At 64.9% G+C, this 14807-nt stretch carries 14 protein-coding genes, 1 rRNA gene and 1 riboswitch; of the genes, 13 read left to right on the top strand and 2 right to left on the bottom strand.

All coding sequences use genetic code 11. The annotated features are described in order from the left end of the window. Positions 1–113: ribosomal RNA gene (locus VPH41_RS26715) — 16S ribosomal RNA — on the bottom strand; the annotation flags it as partial. A 510-nt stretch (positions 114–623) separates the two neighbouring features. Here VPH41_RS26715 and cobT point away from each other — a divergent pair. From cobT to VPH41_RS26650, 13 genes are all read left to right on the top strand, one after another. Beyond that, complete coding sequence (gene cobT, locus VPH41_RS26710; protein WP_328572064.1) at positions 624–1664, top strand: nicotinate-nucleotide--dimethylbenzimidazole phosphoribosyltransferase; 1041 nt, start codon at positions 624–626, stop codon at positions 1662–1664. A 4-nt stretch (positions 1665–1668) separates the two neighbouring features. Then, positions 1669–2475: an adenosylcobinamide-GDP ribazoletransferase gene (locus VPH41_RS26705; RefSeq protein ID WP_328572063.1), complete on the top strand. Its 807-nt coding sequence runs from the start codon at positions 1669–1671 to the stop codon at positions 2473–2475. 6 nt (positions 2476–2481) lie between these two features. After that, positions 2482–3036 (top strand): histidine phosphatase family protein, encoded by a 555-nt coding sequence (locus tag VPH41_RS26700; RefSeq protein ID WP_328572062.1) that lies wholly within the window; start codon positions 2482–2484, stop codon positions 3034–3036. A gap of 44 nt (positions 3037–3080) precedes the next feature. Then, positions 3081–3322, top strand: a riboswitch (cobalamin riboswitch). A gap of 83 nt (positions 3323–3405) precedes the next feature. Beyond that, positions 3406–5388, top strand: coding sequence for a TonB-dependent receptor (locus VPH41_RS26695; RefSeq protein ID WP_328572061.1), 1983 nt, complete (start codon positions 3406–3408; stop codon positions 5386–5388). A 131-nt stretch (positions 5389–5519) separates the two neighbouring features. Continuing rightward, positions 5520–6545 (top strand): FecCD family ABC transporter permease, encoded by a 1026-nt coding sequence (locus VPH41_RS26690; protein ID WP_328572060.1) that lies wholly within the window; start codon positions 5520–5522, stop codon positions 6543–6545. A 7-nt stretch (positions 6546–6552) separates the two neighbouring features. Beyond that, positions 6553–7320 (top strand): ABC transporter ATP-binding protein, encoded by a 768-nt coding sequence (locus VPH41_RS26685; protein WP_152283761.1) that lies wholly within the window; start codon positions 6553–6555, stop codon positions 7318–7320. 1 nt (position 7321) lies between these two features. Next, positions 7322–7954 (top strand): cob(I)yrinic acid a,c-diamide adenosyltransferase, encoded by a 633-nt coding sequence (gene cobO / locus VPH41_RS26680; protein WP_152257650.1) that lies wholly within the window; start codon positions 7322–7324, stop codon positions 7952–7954. Between the two features lie 7 nt (positions 7955–7961). Then, complete coding sequence (gene cobU, locus VPH41_RS26675) at positions 7962–8528, top strand: bifunctional adenosylcobinamide kinase/adenosylcobinamide-phosphate guanylyltransferase (protein ID WP_328572059.1); 567 nt, start codon at positions 7962–7964, stop codon at positions 8526–8528. Continuing rightward, positions 8522–9475 carry an adenosylcobinamide-phosphate synthase CbiB gene (gene cbiB, locus VPH41_RS26670; protein ID WP_328572058.1) on the top strand — a complete coding sequence of 318 codons (954 nt, stop codon included), beginning with the start codon at positions 8522–8524 and terminating at the stop codon, positions 9473–9475. Before cobU ends, cbiB begins: the two co-directional genes overlap by 7 nt. Continuing rightward, positions 9468–10454 (top strand): threonine-phosphate decarboxylase CobD, encoded by a 987-nt coding sequence (gene cobD, locus VPH41_RS26665; protein ID WP_328572057.1) that lies wholly within the window; start codon positions 9468–9470, stop codon positions 10452–10454. The genes cbiB and cobD overlap by 8 nt, the downstream gene beginning before the upstream one ends. Then, positions 10451–11362: a cobalamin-binding protein gene (locus VPH41_RS26660; protein WP_328572056.1), complete on the top strand. Its 912-nt coding sequence runs from the start codon at positions 10451–10453 to the stop codon at positions 11360–11362. The genes cobD and VPH41_RS26660 overlap by 4 nt, the downstream gene beginning before the upstream one ends. Continuing rightward, complete coding sequence (locus VPH41_RS26655) at positions 11359–12165, top strand: ABC transporter substrate-binding protein (RefSeq protein WP_328572055.1); 807 nt, start codon at positions 11359–11361, stop codon at positions 12163–12165. Before VPH41_RS26660 ends, VPH41_RS26655 begins: the two co-directional genes overlap by 4 nt. Beyond that, positions 12162–13625: a cobyric acid synthase gene (locus VPH41_RS26650; RefSeq protein WP_328572054.1), complete on the top strand. Its 1464-nt coding sequence runs from the start codon at positions 12162–12164 to the stop codon at positions 13623–13625. Before VPH41_RS26655 ends, VPH41_RS26650 begins: the two co-directional genes overlap by 4 nt. Before the next feature lie 3 nt (positions 13626–13628). Here VPH41_RS26650 and VPH41_RS26645 read toward each other — a convergent pair whose 3' ends face one another. Beyond that, positions 13629–14786, bottom strand: a complete 1158-nt coding sequence (locus tag VPH41_RS26645; protein WP_328572053.1) for a hypothetical protein — start codon at positions 14784–14786, stop codon at positions 13629–13631. Between the last annotated feature and the right edge of the window lie 21 nt (positions 14787–14807).

Raw genomic sequence — 14807 nt, 5'->3', positions numbered from 1 at the left:
TACTCACCCGTTCGCCACTCGCCACCAGAGCAAGCTCCGTGCTGCCGTTCGACTTGCATGTGTAAGGCATGCCGCCAGCGTTCAATCTGAGCCAGGATCAAACTCTTCAGTTTAATCTCTGTTTAATGTCATTTCTGACAGGTCGGATAGTATCGCTACCATCCAAATCTTTTGCATTGCAAAAGATTTGCTCACTCAAAAAACTGACAGGCTACTTCCGAAGAAGTATCCTATTTCATTATTTCTTGTGAACATTTGATATTTTAAGTATTACGCCAATCCGAAGATCGACGCTGCACTGACATCAAATGCCCACACTTATCGACTGTTAATTGTTAAAGAACTGTATTCGGTTACTGCTTTCGCGCTATTGACAAAGCGTTGTGTTTGTCAGCTGCGAAGAAGGAAGAGTATGAAGCATTTCAGCACAATCGTCAACACCTTCTTTTTACTGCATCGCCGTTTCCGGTGATCCTCAAGTGCCGCATTTGACTGCGTCTCATTGGGGAGGCGAACTATAGCAAAGCTGCTCACACCCCGCAAGCGCTATTTTGCAGTTGGGCAAATATTGCTGTGTGATATCGTAGCGCCGACCACACCCTGCCTCATCTACATAGATTCCCATGCCTATCCCACACATCTCTCCCACCGCCAATCCCGCCCTGGCCAGCGCACTCGAACATGCCATCAATAGCAAGACCAAGCCATTGGGCAGCCTCGGCATGCTGGAAACCCTGGCCCGCCAGATCGGCCTGATCCAGCAAAGCACGCAACTGGCGCTGGACCAGCCGGCCATCATCGTTTTCGCAGCCGACCATGGCATCGTCGCTGAAGGCATTTCCGCCTATCCACAAAGCGTGACCTGGCAAATGGTGGAAAACTTCCTGGGCAACGGCGCCGCCATCAATGTCTTCGCCCGCCAGGCCGATTGCGCCCTCTATATAGCAGACGCAGGTGTGAACCACGATTTCGGTGCGCGCGAGGGCTTGCTTGACCGCAAGCAAGGCCCTGGCACACGCAACTTCGCCACGGAACCTGCCATGAGCAAGGAGCAATGCCTGGCCGCCATGCAAGCCGGGATGGATCTGGCCGCCACCTTGGACGGCAACGTGCTGGGCTTTGGCGAAATGGGCATCGGCAATACCACGGCCGCCGCCGCACTGATGCACAAGCTGACCGGTACGCCCGTCGCCGATTGCGCCGGTGCCGGCACGGGCCTCTCGAAAGACGGCATACGACATAAACAGCAGGTGATCGAAGCAGCTGTCGCCCATCATGCGGCAGCCAATGAGCCGCTCGATGTGCTGGCCACCTTTGGCGGTTTCGAAATCGCCATGATGGCCGGCGCCATGCTCAAAGCAGCCGAACGACGCATGGTCCTGCTGATCGATGGCTTCATCGTCAGCAGCGCCCTGCTGGTGGCGGCCCGTTTGCAGCCGGCCATCCTCGACTACTGCGTGTTTTCGCACTGCTCCGATGAAAACGGCCACCGCCAGCTGCTGGCCAGCCTGGATGCGCGGCCGCTGCTGCAACTGGACCTGCGCCTCGGTGAGGGCACGGGTTCCGCGCTGGCCTTGCCACTGCTGCACGCGGCCGTCAATTTCATGCGCGAGATGGCCACTTTCGCCTCGGCCCAGGTCAGCGAAAAGTCCACGCCAGACTAAGACCATGGCTAATCCCCTTGCCGCAGCAATCCACCAGTGCCGTCTCTTTTTCATCGCGTTGCAATTTTTCACGCGCCTGCCCATCCCCCGCTGGGTGGGGTTCGAACCAGCCTGGCTGCAGCATGCCTCGCGCTACTTTCCCTTGGTGGGCGTGGTGGTGGCGGCCATCTGCGGCGCCGTGTATGTGCTGGCCAGCTGGCTGCTGCCGTCACCAGTAGCCGTACTGCTGGCCGTCGCTGCCGGCATTTACCTGACGGGCGCCTTCCATGAAGATGGTTTCGCCGACATGTGCGACGGCTTCGGCGGCGGCTTGACGCGCGAGCGTGTGCTCGAGATCATGAAGGATTCGCGCATCGGCGCCTATGGCGCCATCGGCATCGTCTGCCTGCTGGCCATCAAATGCGCGGCACTCGCCTCGCTGCCGCCCGCCGTCATCGTTGCGACACTGTGCATCGCCCATCCGCTCTCGCGCCTGGCCGCCGTCTCGCTGATCCGGTTCATGGATTACGCGCGCGACGAAGGCAAGTCCAAACCCATGGCGCAGGAAATGCGCACGGGTGAATTCATCATCGCCACCGTCTGCGGCCTGCTGCCCGCCGTCGCCTGCGGCGTGCTGGGAATACTCGACTGGGGTGCGCTGGCCTTTGCCATCGTGGCGGCCGCCGCCTGCGCATTCTGGCTGGGCCGCAAATGCCAGCGCCGTCTGCAAGGCTATACGGGCGACTGCCTGGGCGCCGTGCAGCAAGTGGCAGAAGTGGCGATCTACCTGGCCATCCTCTCCAGCTTCCAGCCTCCCGTGCGCTTCTATTAAGCCAGCATGCGCCTGATCCTCGTCCGCCACCCGGCCCCCAAAGTGAGCAGCGGCACCTGCTATGGCCGCAGCGACGTGGCGGTGGCCCAGAACGAAATGACCACCGTGCGCGCCAGCCTGCAGACGACCCTGCCGCCGCATGTGCCCCTGTATGCCAGCCCCCTGCGCCGCTGCGCCGAACTGGCGACGGCCCTGGCGCAGGACTTGCCCGCGAGCGCCCTGCGTTTCGACGCGCGGCTGGCCGAAATGGACTTCGGCACTTGGGAAATGCAACCCTGGCACGCGATTGCACGTGAAGACATCGATGCCTGGGCGGCCGGCCTGGCCCACTACCGCCCCGGCGGCGGTGAAAATGTGCTGGCGATGGCCGCCCGCGTCGATGCGTTTCTGGGCGATTTGTTGCGCGAACAACACGAAACGGCCATCATCATCTGCCATGCGGGCACCATCCGCCTGCTCTGCGCATTGCAGGCGGGGCTGCCATTGGAGGAAACCGCCCTGCTGGCCGCCAATTCCGCCCATAAAATCGCCTACGGTGCGACTGTCGTCGTCAATTTCTGATATTGAATTGTCCAGCCGACCATGTCAGTCCATGCCTGCTGCACGTATAATGGCGGGGTTTTGGTGCCCGCGTTCATGTCCATGAGCGCAGTTAAACGGGAAACACGATGCCGCGATCGCGGCGAGCGTGTGCTGCCCCCGCAACGGTAAGCAAGTGTCGCCCCTCCCCACAGGAAGCGGGCGACAAGCGATCTCTGACAACCACTGTGCTTGCAATCATCGAGCATGGGAAGGTGGGATCGCCGTACTTGCCAGCCCGGATACCGGCCAGGACAGGTGGAAGTGCGGGCCTTGCCGGGCGCCGCGCCTTCCGTTGAATCTGGCTTGCGGGGACGCGAGCCGGGTGCTTTTTCCGAAGAAAACGATATCATGACTGCTCCCGTATTACACCGCCGCGCGCCGGCAATGGCGCCGCGCGCCCTGGTTTCCGCCATCTCCCTGTGCTTCATCGCCGCCGCCCCCGCATTCGCGCAAACCGCGAACAACACGCTGGACCAGATCGTCGTCACCGGCTCCCGCTTCAACAGCGACCCGGCATTGCAACCGATCGGCGCCACCGTCATCACGGCCGATGAAATCCGCCGCGCAGGCATCAGCGATGTGAACCAGGCCATCCGCAAGATCGGCGGCGTCTATGGCCGTCAAAGCCTCACCGGCAGCCCTGACTTCACCCTCGATCTGCGCGGCTTCGGCGCTACCGCCAGCCAGAACACGGTCGTGGTCCTCGACGGCGTGCGCCTGTCGGAAAATGAACTGACCGATCCCGTCCTGGCCAGCATCCCCATCGACAGCGTCGAACGCATTGAAATCACGCGCGGCGGCAGCAGCGTCCTGTACGGCGACGGCGCCACGGGCGGCGTGATCAACATCGTCACCAAGCGTCCAGGCAAGCAGGCTGGCCGCGGTACCGTCTTTGCCGAAGTCGGCCAGCTGGGCCAGCGCGAAGTGCGCGGCTCCGTAGCCCAGACCTGGAATAATGTCACCCTCGACGCCGCTGTCGGCAAGCAGGAAACCGACAACTATCGCGACAATAACGAATACAAGCAGACCAGCTTCGGCGGCGGCGCGCAATGGCAGGGCAAGGATGTCCGCGCCGGCGTGCGTATCGACAGCACGCGCCAGGACAGCCGTTTCCCTGGTTCGATCACATTGGCCCAGTTTGAAGCCAACCCACGCCAGGCGAAAACATTGAAAGATTTCGGCTCGGTCGACAGCGACCGCTATACCGCCTTCGCCGAAGGCCGCCTGGGTGCCGTAGACCTGGCAGCCGAACTGTCGCACCGCGAAAAGACGGCAAAGTCAACCTACTCCGGCGACCCATCACAGCGCAAAGCCAAACAAAACCAGTTCTCGCCACGACTGCGCCACCTGGGCCAGTTCGACGGCATGCTCAATGAGATCGTCGCCGGCGCCGACTTCATCAAGTGGGATATTGCAGTCGATGCTTCGTACTCCCAGGCCAAGGCCAAACAAAAATCACAGGCATTCTATGTGCGCGACGAACTGAAATTCGCCAGCCCGCAAAATTTCCGTATCGCCGCAGGTGTACGCCATGAAACCTTCGACAAGGACTTCAACGACCCTATCGGATACCCCACGACGGCCTACAACATCAAGCAGAACTTCAATGCCTGGGACGTGCAAGGCAGCTTCGATGTCGTGCCCCAAGTAAATCTGTACGCGAAGGCCGGCCAGAGCTATCGCGTGGCTACCGCCGATGAAAACGGTTCGACACCGGTTGCCAACAAGCCCTTGCAAGGCCAGACCTCGCACGACCTGGAATTGGGCGCGACCTACGACAACAGCATCGTCAAGGTCGACGCACGCGTCTTCCGCCACAAGCTGACCAACGAGATCTACTATGACCCGACGGCAGGCGCGTCCGGCTGGGGTGCCAACACCAACCTGGACCCGACCAAACACCAGGGCTTCGAACTCGATGCACGCACGAATATCGCAGCTGACTGGCGCATCAGCGGCCACTACCAGCACGTGAAGGCCACCTTCACCGAAGGCGTCAATTCGGGCAAGGAACTGACCCTGATCCCGAAAAACACCCTGTCGGCCCGCCTGTCGTGGGTACCAAAGGATGGCCAGAGCGCCGACTTCGGCGCGCAATGGGTGGACAGCCAGCGCTATGGCAGCGATTTTGCCAATACCTGCTCTGCCAAGATCCCGTCGTTCACCACCTTCGACGCCCGCTATGCTCGCAAGTTCGGCGCCTGGGAAGTGGCCGTCAATGCCTTGAACCTGACGGACAAGCAGTACTTCACCAACGCCTTCAGCTGCAAAGGCGGCATCTATCCTAGCAATGGCCGCCAGATGAAACTGTCGGCACGCTACGATTTCTAAAGCGGCCAGGAGTTGATTACAATGGCCCGTACGCGCAATCGCATGCGGGCCATTTTTCGTATACGCCCCACCAACGCATCCGAGGAAGTCCGCAGCCACTTGCACCGCTCCCGTTTCACCTAAGGCAGTACATGCACCCATTTTTCCGCAATATGCGCCACCGCGCCACCGTCATCCTCACGGTGCTGGTCGTGTGCGCGGTTGCCAGCCTGATTTTCTCCGGCATGATCGGTTCGATCGCGATTCCGCTCGCCGACCTGCCCTCCGCCCTGTTCCATGTCGTGCAGGGAAAGACCGATACTCTCGCCGCCACCCTGCTCGACCTGCGCCTGGGCCGCGCGCTGACCGCCTTTGTCACCGGCGCGGCACTGTCGCTGGCCGGCCTGATGATGCAGGCGCTGCTGCGCAATCCCCTGGCCGACCCCTATGTGCTGGGCATTTCCGCCGGCGCCTCCGTCGGCGCGCTGGCCGCGCTGCTGTTCATGTGCGCGCTGTGGGTGGTCGACGCGGCGGCCTTTGCCGGCGCCGTCGGCGTGTCCATGCTGCTGTATTTCTTTGCCCGCCGCGACCTGCGCGGCGGCACGGCGGCCGAAGGCGGCGCTTCTTTATTACTGCTGACGGGCGTGATCCTGGCGTCGGCCTGCATGGCCATCGTCACCCTGATGCTGTCCATCGCCCCGGAAAGCCGCTTGCGCAGCATGGTGTTCTGGATGATCGGCGACCTGTCCGGTGCGCCCTCGCGGCTAATGCCCTGGCTTGTGCTGGCCGGCGCCCTGGTCTTCGCCTTGCGCTGCGCGCGTTCGCTGAACATCATGGCGCTGCACGCGGAAGCGGCCAGCACCCTGGGCGTACGCGTGGGCGCCCTGCGCAAAGGCCTGTTCTTCTGTTCCGGCCTGCTCACGGCCAGCGCCGTCACCAGCGCCGGCAGCGTGGGTTTCGTGGGCCTGATAGTGCCGCATGCGCTGCGCTTTGCCTGCGGCCCCGATCATCGCCTGCTGATACCGGCCGCCGCACTGGCCGGCGGCACCTTCCTCGTGCTGGCCGATACTTTGGCGCGCACCGTGCTGGCGCCGTTGCAGTTGCCCGTCGGCGTCGTCACGGCGATGATAGGCGCGCCCGTCTTCCTGTACCAGCTCCATCGATTGCGCAGGAGATGAAACAAGCATGATACGCACCTACCAACTGGGCCTGAAAGCAGGCCCGCGCTCCCTCGTGGAAAACCTCACCTGGCAAATCAGGGATGGCGAATGCTGGAGCGTGATCGGCCGCAATGGCGCTGGAAAAAGCACCCTGCTGCGCGCACTGGCCGGCTTGCGCGAACCGGATGCGGGCCACGTGACGATACAGGGCCGCGCCCTGGTCGACTGGCCGCTGGAAGAACTGGCCCGCGAGCGCGCGTTCCTGGCGCAGGCGCGGCATGACGCGTTTTCGTACCGCGTCATCGAAACCGTGCTGTCGGCGCGCCACCCATATCACGACAACCATTACTGGGAAGGCAGCGACGACCAGCGCATCGCCCTGGCGGCGCTGGCGTCGATGGAAGTGGAGCACCTGGCCGAGCGCGACGTGCGCAGCCTGTCCGGCGGCGAGCGCCAGCGCGTGGCCATCGCCGCCATGCTGGCGCAGGACACGCCCTTGCTGCTGCTGGACGAGCCGGCCAATGCGCTGGACCTGGCGCACCAGGTCAGCGTCATGGGCCTGCTATCGAAATTGTGCCGCGAGCAGCAGAAAACCGTGGTCATGGTGGGGCATGACCTGAACCTGGCGCACAGCGTCTCGACCCACGCGCTGCTGTTGATGGGCGACGGCGGCTGGCTGGCCGGTCCCGTGGCAGAGGTGATGCAGGCATCCACCCTGGGCGACTACCTGGGCCACCCTATCGAGATCATCGATCACGGCAAACGCAAGATATTCATACCGAAAGAGGACTGACATGAGCGACAACAAGAACATCGACGCGGACACCGCCGCCATCAACGAACGCCACCGCGTGCGCATGGAGCGCAAGAAAGCCATCATCGATGCGGCCATCGCCAAGGCCGACAAGGAAATCGGCATCATCATCGTCAACACGGGCAATGGCAAGGGCAAGAGTTCGAGCGGCTTCGGCATGGCCATCCGCGCCATGGGCCACGGCATGAAAGTGGGCGTGGTGCAGTTCATCAAGGGCGCCATGTCGACGGGCGAAGAAAAATTCCTGCGCCGCTTCCCCGACGAAATCAGTTTTCATGCGATGGGCGAAGGCTATACCTGGGAAACGCAGAACCGCGAACGCGACATCGAAAAGGCCGAACTGGCATGGGAACAGGCGAAGACCTTCCTGGCCGACCCCAGCTACGGCCTGGTACTGTTCGACGAACTCAATATCGCCCTCAAGTACAAATACCTCGACGTGCACAAGGTCATCGCCGACCTGCTGGAACGCCCGGCCATGCAGCACGTGGTCATTACGGGCCGCGGCGCGCCGGACGAACTGATCGCCATCGCCGACACCGTCACGGAAATGGCCGTCGTCAAGCATGCGTATGCGGCCGGCATCGGCGCGCAACTCGGCACCGAGTGGTAACAGCGCCATGACGCGCACCCTGGTCTTTGGCGGCGCCCGATCCGGCAAGAGCGCCTACGCCGAACAACTGGCCCGGGCGTCCGGCAAGGAAGTCGTCTACATCGCCACCGCGCAGGCCGGCGACGGCGAGATGGCCACGCGCATCGCGCATCACCGGGTACAGCGCCCGGCCGGGTGGACCACCGTGGAAGAGCCGCTGCGCCTGGGCGACGCCATCCTGCAACAGGCGCGCCCGGGCCGCCTGCTGCTGGTCGACTGCCTGACCCTGTGGCTGACGAATCTGATGTTTTCCACCGGCGAGACCTATCCGGACGTGGGCGACATCGCCCTGCCCGAGCTGTTCCACAGCGAGCGCGCGCATCTGCTGTATGCGCTGGCTGAAATCGAGGAAAGCGGCTGCGACCTTGTCCTGGTATCGAATGAAGTGGGCATGGGCATCGTGCCGTATGGCGCCATCTCGCGCTGCTTCACCGATGAAGCGGGCCGCCTGAACCAGGCCGTGGCGGCCGCCTGCGACAGGGCCGTGTTGGTCGCCGCCGGCCTGCCCCTGCACCTGAAAGGCGGCCCATGCTGAGCGGCTTGTCGCTGCCCATGCTGGCGGGCCTGATGACGGCCGGCGTGCTGCTCGACCTGCTGCTGGGAGAGACGCGCCGCTGGCATCCGCTGGTGGGCTTCGGCCGCCTCGCCAGCGCGCTGGAACGCCTGCTGAACCGGGGCCGCGGACGTTTTCCAAGGGGCGCGCTGGCCTGGTCGCTGGCCGTGCTGCCCATCAGCTATGCCGCCTACTGGCTGTGCGGCCTGGCGGGCACCGCCCTCCACGTTTTCCTGCTGTACCTGTGCCTCGGCCTGCGCAGCCTGCGCGACCACAACCAGCCCATCGCCGACGCCCTGGCCATCGATGACCTGGACAACGCGCGCCTGCTGACGGCGCGCATCGTCAGCCGCGACACGGCCAATGCCGACGCGGCCAGCCTGGCCAAGGCCAGCACAGAATCCTTGCTGGAAAACGGCAACGACGCCGTCTTCGGCACCCTATTCTGGTTTGCCGTGGCGGGCGGCCCCGGCGCCGTGCTGTTCCGGCTGGCCAATACGCTGGACGCCATGTGGGGCTACCGCAACGAGCGCTACGACTGGTTCGGCTGCTGCACCGCGCGCATCGACGACATCCTCAATTATCTGCCGGCGCGCCTGACGGCCCTGTCCTATGTCTTGCTGGGCAAGACCATGGCCGACAAGCAGCGCGCCTGGCACTGCTGGCGTAGCCAGGCCCCCAACTGGGGCAGCCCGAATGCGGGGCCCGTGATGGCCAGCGGCGCCGGCGCCCTGGGTCTGGCCCTCGGCGGCGACGCCATCTACGACGGCGAGCTGGAACGCCGCCCGCCGTTGGGCAGCGGCCGCCCAGCCGACGCGCGCGACATCGACCGCGCCTGGCGCCTGGTGGCTGAAACAGCCGTGCTGTGGCTGATCTGGATGGCGTTGCTGGCGGGCCTGTTCTACCTGAAGGGAAAATACCTTGCTTGAACATGGCGGCAACCTGCGCGACGCCGCGCGCGAATACGGCAGGCCGCTGGAAGACTGGATCGACCTGTCGACCGGCATCAACCCCCACTGGTATGCAGCGCCAGCGCCCGGCGCCAATGCCTGGCACCGGCTGCCGGAAGCCGATCCCGCGCTGGCCGCTGCCGCCTGCGCCCACTACGACGCGCCGGCCATGCTGCCCGTGGCGGGCACGCAGGCGGCCATTCAGGCCCTGCCCCGGATGCGCGCGCCGTCGCGCGTGGTGGTGGCCGCACCGTCGTATGCGGAACACGCGCACCACTGGGGCCAGCACGGCCATCAGTTACGGCAAGTGCCGTATGCGCAGCTGGCCGATGCCGTCGACCACTGCGACGTTCTGGTAATCTGCAACCCGAACAATCCCACGGGCGAGCGCATCGCCCCCGAGCTGCTGCTGGAATGGGCGGACAGGCTGGCCGCGCGCGGCGGCTGGCTGGTGGTCGATGAAGCGTTTGGCGACACGGAATCGCACGCCAGCCTGGGCTCCCACTCGGCCCGGCCGGGACTCGTCGTGCTGCGCTCCGTCGGCAAATTCTTTGGCCTGGCGGGACTGCGCCTGGGCTTTGTCGCTGCCCATCCCGTGCTGCTGGCCCAGCTGGCCGACCTGCTGGGCCCATGGACCGTCAGCGGCCCGGCGCAGCACGTGGCGCTGGCCGCCTTGCGCGATACGCACTGGCAGGCAGCGATGCGCGAACGCCTGCGCGGCGAAGGCACGCGCCTGCGCCAGCTATTGGCCGCGCACGGCATCGCCAGCAGCGGCACGGCGCTGTTTCAATGGTGGCCGGAAGAACGCGCCGAGGCGTTCTGGCGCCACATGGCGGAATCGGGCATCTGGGTGCGCCTGTTCCGCCACGCCGCCCACGGCATCCGCCTGGGCCTGCCCCCCGACGAACCCGCCTGGCTGCGCCTGCAGCAGGCCCTCACCGCATGGAAGCACATATGAACCACTTGAAAACCGCACTGCTGCTGGCCGGACTGGTCTCGCTGCACGCGCAGGCTGCCATCACCGTGCGCGACGACGACGGCAATACCGTCACCGTGCAGAAACCGGCGCAGCGCATCCTGGCGCTGGCGCCGCACGTGACGGAGCTGCTGTTCGCGGCCGGTGGCGGCGACAGGATCGCCGGCGTCGTCAGCTACAGCGACTACCCGGAAGCGGCGAAGAAGCTGCCGCAGGTGGGCGACAACCGCCAGTACGACATGGAACGCATCATCGCCATGAAGCCTGACCTCATCGTCGTGTGGATGCATGGCAGCGCCGAGCGCCAGATCGCCATGCTGCGCCAGCTGAAGGTACCCATCTATCACAGCGAACCGCGCAAGCTGGCCGATATCCCCGAGAGCATGGAGCGCCTGGGCCGACTGATGGGAACGGAAAACGTCGCCAGACCGGCCGCCGCCCAGCTGCGCGCCAAACTGGCCAGCCTGACGGCGCAATACGCGCAGCGTCCGCCCGTGCGCGTGTTTTACCAGGTGTGGGACAAACCCCTGTACACCCTCAGCGGCGCGAGCATCATCAGCGATTCCATGCGCCTGTGCGGCGCGCAGAATATCTTTGCCGCGATGAAGGTGGTGGCGCCCGTCGTCACGCCCGAAGGCGTGCTGCAGGAAGACCCGGAAGCCATTTTCGGCACCAGCGAAAAAAGCGATCCGCGCAGCGAAGGCGGCCTGGCCATGTGGCGCGCCTTCCCGTCGCTGACGGCCGTGCGCCGGAATAATCTGTTCCGCCTGAATGGCGACCTGCTGAACCGCGCCGGTCCGCGCATGATCGAAGGCACGGCCGCCATGTGCGAACAGGTGGAAGTGGCCCGCCAGCGCCGCACCGCGCCGGCGGCAAAGGCCGCGCCATGAGCCATTACCAGCGCATCGCCTGCCTGTCGACGGAAGCCGTGGAGACGCTGTATGCGCTGGGCGCGGAAGACGTCATCGCGGGCATTTCCGGCTTCACCGTGCGTCCGCCCCGCGCGCGCGAGGAAAAAACCAAGATCAGCGGTTTTTCATCTTCCAGCCTGGAGCGCATCCTGGCCGTCAAGCCCGACCTCGTGATCGGCTTTTGCGACATGCAGGCCGATATCTGCCGCGACCTGGTCAAGGCCGGCGTCGAGGTACACCAGTTCAACCAGCGCACGGTGGAAGGCATCCTGCGCATGATCGGCGTGCTGGCCGCGCTGGTGCAGCGCGAGGAAGCGGGACGCGCACTGATCGCCAGCCTGCGCGCGGACATCGCCGCCGCGCAAGCGCGCGCCGCCTCCTGGACGCGCAAGCCCGTGATTTACTTTGAAGAGTGGAACGATCCCCTGATGAGCGGCATCGGCTGGGCGGCCGAATTGATCGGCATCGCCGGCGGCACGGACGCCTTTCCCGAGCTGTCCGCGCATCCGGGGGCAAAGGAGCGCATCATCGCCGATCCTCTGGTCGTAGTGCGGCGCGCGCCCGACATCATCATCGCCACCTGGTGCGGCAAGAAATTCCAGCCGGCGCAGCTGACGGCACGCCCGGGCTGGGACGCGATCCCCGCCGTACAGAACCAGATGCTGTTCGAGATCAAGTCGCCCGACATTCTGTCTCCCGGCCCGGCCGCCATCACGGAGGGCTTGCGCCAGATCAGCGACATCGTCGCGCAGTGGCAAGACGGGCAGAGGCGCCAGCCATGAGCACTCCCTTCCCCGCCCTGATGGTGCAGGGTACGACCTCGGACGCGGGCAAGAGCACCGTCGTCGCGGCCCTGTGCCGCCTGTTGAAACGGCGCGGAGTGACGGTCGCGCCATTCAAGCCGCAAAACATGGCCTTGAACAGCGCCGTGACGAGCGACGGCGGCGAGATCGGCCGCGCGCAAGCCTTACAGGCGCTGGCCTGCGGCATCGCGCCGCACACGGACATGAATCCGGTGCTGCTGAAACCGTCGTCGAACACGGGCGCACAGGTGATCATCCATGGCAAGGTGCGCGCCGAGATGGATGCGCGCGACTACCAGCAATACAAGAGCATCGCCATGGGCGCCGTGCTGGAATCCTACACGCGCTTGCGCCAGCAGTACGACGCCGTCGTCGTCGAAGGCGCGGGCAGCCCGGCAGAAGTGAACCTGCGCGCGCGCGACATCGCCAACATGGGCTTTGCGGAAGCCGTCGACTGCCCCGTGATCCTGGTGGCCGACATCGACCGAGGCGGCGTCTTTGCCCACATCATCGGCACCCTGGCCTGCCTGTCCGACAGCGAGCGGGCGCGCATCCTCGGCTTCGTCATCAACCGCTTCCGCGGCGACATCTCGCTGCTGGCCCCCGGCATCGAGTGGCTGGAACAGCAGACGGGCAAGCCCGTGCTGGCCGTGCTGCCGTATCTGCAAGGCCTGTTCCTCGATGCGGAAGACGCCGTCGAAGCCATGCAGGCCGAACGGGGCGCCTTCAAGGTGGTGGTGCCGCAACTGCCGCGCATCAGCAACCACACGGATCTCGACGCGCTGCGCGCCCACCCCGATATCGACTTGTGCTTCATCAAGCAGGGGCAGCCGATTCCGCCGGCCGACCTCGTGATCCTCCCCGGCAGCAAGAACACGCGGGGCGACCTGGCCTGGCTGCAGCAGCAGGGCTGGCCCGCCTACCTGGCGAAACACCTGCGCTATGGCGGCAAGGTGATCGGCATCTGCGGCGGCTTCCAGATGCTGGGGCAGTGCGTGCGCGATCCGCAGGGCGTGGAAGGCGCGGCGGGAGACTCCACCGCGCTGGGATTGCTCGACATGACGACGGAACTGACGGCGGACAAGCGGCTGGAACAGGTGGCCGGGCACTGCGCCTTTGCCGGCGCGGCCGGCGCGCCCGTGACTGGCTATGAAATCCACATGGGCGTCTCGCATGGCGCCGCCCTGCAGCAGCCGGCGTTCACGATCGACGGGCGGCCGGAAGGGGCGGTGTCGGGCGACGGGCAAATCCTGGGCAGCTATCTGCACGGCCTGTTCGACACGCCCGCCGCGTGTTCGGCCCTGCTGCGCTGGGCGGGGCTGGCATCGGAGCGCAGCGTCGATACGAACGCCCTGCGCGAGGCCAGCCTGGAGCGCATCGCCGACGCGGCGCTGCCGCTGCTGGCCGCGCTCGATGCGCTCGATGCGCTTCCGCGCTAGGCTTTACTGTTTCAGGCACGTCGTCAGGAAGGACCGGTCGGTCGAGAACTGCACCGCCATGCTCGACGAGACGGGCATGAACAGCGCGTAATCGGCCTGCACGTCGGCCGGGTCCTTGAGTACGGCGATGCCATCGAAATCGACGGCCTGGGCGCCGGTGCCCAGCTTGTTCAGGGTCACGCTTTCCGTGTGCACCTTGCCCGTGCCATTGTTCGTGACGGTCGCCACATTGCCGGCAATGTCGATCCTGCCCGTCGTGCCGCCCTGCTCCGCGCAGGCATAGCTGCCATTGATTTCCGTGCCGATCTTCTGCTGTCTGGCGGCCACGATACTGCCCACGCGCAGCACGTTTTCCTGATTCAGGCTATAGCGGTCGATGAACAGCGCCAGCCCCCGGTCCCCCGCATGCACGTGCACAATGCCAAAATCCTGGCCTCCCTGGCGGGCGACGAGCAAGCCGTTCTTCGCATCCTTGACCAGGGTCAGGTCCGCGCTTTCCGGCTGCGGCAAGCCCGGCACGGCCGAACATGCGCCCTGGGCATTGAAAATGCCGCCATTGCACAGCTGCGCCGTGCCATTGGCGGCGATCCTGACACTGCCTTTCGGATTGAAACGGTCGCCGCCGCCCCTGGCATTGCGCATGGCGCCCACGAACAGGTAGCTGCCGGCCAGTTTGGCCACGTCGCCCACCGCATAGCCGGTGCCGCTGACGGTCGAGGCCATGTTGCCCAGCTTGATATTTCCACTCAACAAGCGCGTGCGCGCATCGACGGTGACGCTGAAATCCGTTGCCGTGTAGGTCGTGAGATTGCCGGCGGTGGTGGCGCTGAACGTGCCGCTGCGGTCGCTCAAGCCGAACTGCGTCGACAGGACGCGAATGGCATAGGTCTTCTTCGCGCTGTCGAACGTGATACGCCAGGTGTCGCCGATATCGGCCGCCACGTCATATACGCTTTCAGCGGCGCTGGTGCCGGCAATGACGCTCAGGCCCGCGTCCCTGGCCACGGCTTCCGATGCCGCAGTGACGGTGTCGGCGGGGACGACGGGAGGCGTGACCACGACGGGCGGTGTCACCGGCGCCTCCGGCGCGCCGCCATCGCTGCCGCCACCGCAGGCGGACAGTGCGGCGCCCAGAACAAGGAAGGTAAATGCATTTTTCATGTGGTGTGACTTTCGAGGAAA

It is taken from the genome of Janthinobacterium sp. P210006 (assembly GCF_036231885.1).
Taxonomy (GTDB): domain Bacteria; phylum Pseudomonadota; class Gammaproteobacteria; order Burkholderiales; family Burkholderiaceae_D; genus Janthinobacterium; species Janthinobacterium violaceinigrum.
This window is presented reverse-complemented; position numbering and strand designations above follow the sequence as displayed.

What these genes read in the sequence shown, in the direction of transcription:
- cobT (WP_328572064.1), top strand. Translation starts at nt 624, where the DNA reads ATGCCTATCCCACACATCTCTCCCACCGCCAATCCCGCCCTGGCCAGC.
- VPH41_RS26705 (WP_328572063.1), top strand. Translation starts at nt 1,669, where the DNA reads ATGGCTAATCCCCTTGCCGCAGCAATCCACCAGTGCCGTCTCTTTTTC.
- VPH41_RS26700 (WP_328572062.1), top strand. Translation starts at nt 2,482, where the DNA reads ATGCGCCTGATCCTCGTCCGCCACCCGGCCCCCAAAGTGAGCAGCGGC.
- VPH41_RS26695 (WP_328572061.1), top strand. Translation starts at nt 3,406, where the DNA reads ATGACTGCTCCCGTATTACACCGCCGCGCGCCGGCAATGGCGCCGCGC.
- VPH41_RS26690 (WP_328572060.1), top strand. Translation starts at nt 5,520, where the DNA reads ATGCACCCATTTTTCCGCAATATGCGCCACCGCGCCACCGTCATCCTC.
- VPH41_RS26685 (WP_152283761.1), top strand. Translation starts at nt 6,553, where the DNA reads ATGATACGCACCTACCAACTGGGCCTGAAAGCAGGCCCGCGCTCCCTC.
- cobO (WP_152257650.1), top strand. Translation starts at nt 7,322, where the DNA reads ATGAGCGACAACAAGAACATCGACGCGGACACCGCCGCCATCAACGAA.
- cobU (WP_328572059.1), top strand. Translation starts at nt 7,962, where the DNA reads ATGACGCGCACCCTGGTCTTTGGCGGCGCCCGATCCGGCAAGAGCGCC.
- cbiB (WP_328572058.1), top strand. Translation starts at nt 8,522, where the DNA reads ATGCTGAGCGGCTTGTCGCTGCCCATGCTGGCGGGCCTGATGACGGCC.
- VPH41_RS26660 (WP_328572056.1), top strand. Translation starts at nt 10,451, where the DNA reads ATGAACCACTTGAAAACCGCACTGCTGCTGGCCGGACTGGTCTCGCTG.
- VPH41_RS26655 (WP_328572055.1), top strand. Translation starts at nt 11,359, where the DNA reads ATGAGCCATTACCAGCGCATCGCCTGCCTGTCGACGGAAGCCGTGGAG.
- VPH41_RS26650 (WP_328572054.1), top strand. Translation starts at nt 12,162, where the DNA reads ATGAGCACTCCCTTCCCCGCCCTGATGGTGCAGGGTACGACCTCGGAC.
- VPH41_RS26645 (WP_328572053.1), bottom strand. Translation starts at nt 14,786, where the DNA reads ATGAAAAATGCATTTACCTTCCTTGTTCTGGGCGCCGCACTGTCCGCC.